Origin of the sequence: Streptococcus sp. 27098_8_76 (genome assembly GCF_041432315.1) — a bacterium.
Classification (GTDB): domain Bacteria; phylum Bacillota; class Bacilli; order Lactobacillales; family Streptococcaceae; genus Streptococcus.
This window is the reverse complement of sequence record NZ_JAPVZI010000035.1, coordinates 1-672: the sequence shown is the minus strand read 5'-3', so window position 1 is coordinate 672 and position 672 is coordinate 1. Positions and strand designations below refer to the sequence as shown.

Here is a 672-nt window from a genome sequence, read left to right as displayed (position 1 = left end):
TTGTCCTGCTTCTTCCACATTTGGTTGATCTTTGTCGCGTGTATCATCTTTCACATATTTCTTAGGTGATGGGAGTTCGGTTGTCTCCACTTTATCCTTCGCTGGAACTTTGATAATAGTATTAGTTGGTTCTTTCGTACGAACTGGTTTACCTTCACTTACTATAATCTTTCCAGTATTAGTGTCCACAGTGTAAGTTGTTGTGATAGTGTCTTCGCCATCTTCACCTTTAACAGTAGTTGGGACTGTACCTTTTTCTTTCGTATCATCTTTTTCATAAACTACTGGAGACGGTACTACTCTCTTCTCAACCGTTGGTGCTTTCGTTTTCCCATAAGTTCGCACGGTTGTTGGAGTTACCTTACCTGTTTTTGGATCAACTGCATAGGTAGTGGTATCAATCACATCGCGACCTTGGTCATCCTTATTACGTTGAACCTTAGTTTTCGCACCAACTTTAACGATTGTCTTACCTGCTGGGGTGACGACTGGGGTACCAACGTGTTCTGTGATATGACCATCGTTTGAATCTACATCGTAAGTAGTTGTTGTAACTGTTTTACCTTTAGCTCCTTCAACGCGTTCATTAGGTGTGGCAACTTCTCGTTCACCATCTCTAACATACTCAACTTCTGGTTCAATAGGGGTTTCTACTACTTTGTCCTTGGCTGC

Annotated in this window: 1 pseudogene; it reads right to left on the bottom strand. The window is 41.7% G+C overall.

The features are described from left to right. Positions 1-672 (bottom strand): annotated as a pseudogene (locus O3636_RS10665) (YSIRK signal domain/LPXTG anchor domain surface protein); the annotation flags it as partial.